A 293-nucleotide genomic window follows, 5' to 3' on the forward strand; every position below is an offset into this window, starting at 1 on the left:
TGTGTCCAGCCCTTCGCCTGCTTTGCCTCGTTCTCGCGGCAGCTCCGCTGGCCTCGGCCGCCGCTGAGTACCGCATCGAAACGCTGGCCGAGGGGCTGGAATTCCCCTCGTCGGTCGCCGCGCTGCCGGAGGGCCGGCTGCTGCTCAGCGAACGCCCCGGGCGCCTGCGGCTGTGGACGCCGGAGGGGCTGTCGGCACCGCTGGCGGGCGTCCCCGAGGTCCGCTTTGCCGGCCAGGGGGGACTGCTGGAGGTGATGCCGGACCGCGACTTCGCGAGCAACCGCACCCTGTAC

1 protein-coding gene is annotated in these 293 nt (G+C 73.0%); it reads left to right on the forward strand.

Going from position 1 to position 293, the window contains the following annotated elements; translation table 11 throughout:
- Positions 1 to 293 (forward strand): PQQ-dependent sugar dehydrogenase (locus FLQ44_RS13575; RefSeq protein WP_147694816.1); only part of this gene is annotated, 293 nt, incomplete at both ends.

Origin of the sequence: Vogesella mureinivorans (assembly GCF_007644035.1) — a bacterium.
GTDB classification, from domain to species: Bacteria; Pseudomonadota; Gammaproteobacteria; order Burkholderiales; family Chromobacteriaceae; genus Vogesella; species Vogesella mureinivorans.